Origin of the sequence: Brevibacillus sp. LEMMJ03, assembly GCF_007197875.1 — a bacterium.
Classification (GTDB): domain Bacteria; phylum Bacillota; class Bacilli; order Brevibacillales; family Brevibacillaceae; genus Brevibacillus; species Brevibacillus thermoruber.
On the sequence record NZ_VKJN01000113.1, the window covers coordinates 1 to 387 of the forward strand.

The following is a 387-nucleotide window of genomic DNA, read 5'->3' on the forward strand; positions in this document are numbered from 1 at the left end:
AAGCCGGGCTACGGCTTCATCGCCAAGGACGACCCCGCCGGCTGGTCGCACACGAGCGGAGCAGGGGGCGACGTGTTCTCCTCGGCCGCCATGACGCTGGAAGTCGCGCCGCCGCCGGCGCCGCATGTGCCAAGCCAGATGGAGCGCTACTTCGTGCCGGCCCTTCCGCCGGTCTCGCTGAAGGTGAAGCGGCCCGACGGCGAAGTCGTGCTCGACATGCAGGGCTGGGAGATGGACCCGCACACCGTCGCCGGCGAGAAGACCTTCGAGGTCGGCGCCAGCTTCGCAGCGCCGGCGGACGAGCACTTCTACGGCCTGGGCCAGAACCAGGAGGGCTACCTCGACCATCGCGGCCATACGCTGGACTGCGCGCACTACTACGATGCG

1 protein-coding gene is annotated in these 387 nt (G+C 69.5%); it reads left to right on the forward strand.

The genetic code is table 11. From position 1 onward, the window contains the following. Positions 1-387, forward strand: a 387-nt coding sequence (locus FOI68_RS23735; protein WP_221935141.1) for a hypothetical protein, incomplete at both ends; no start/stop codon positions are given.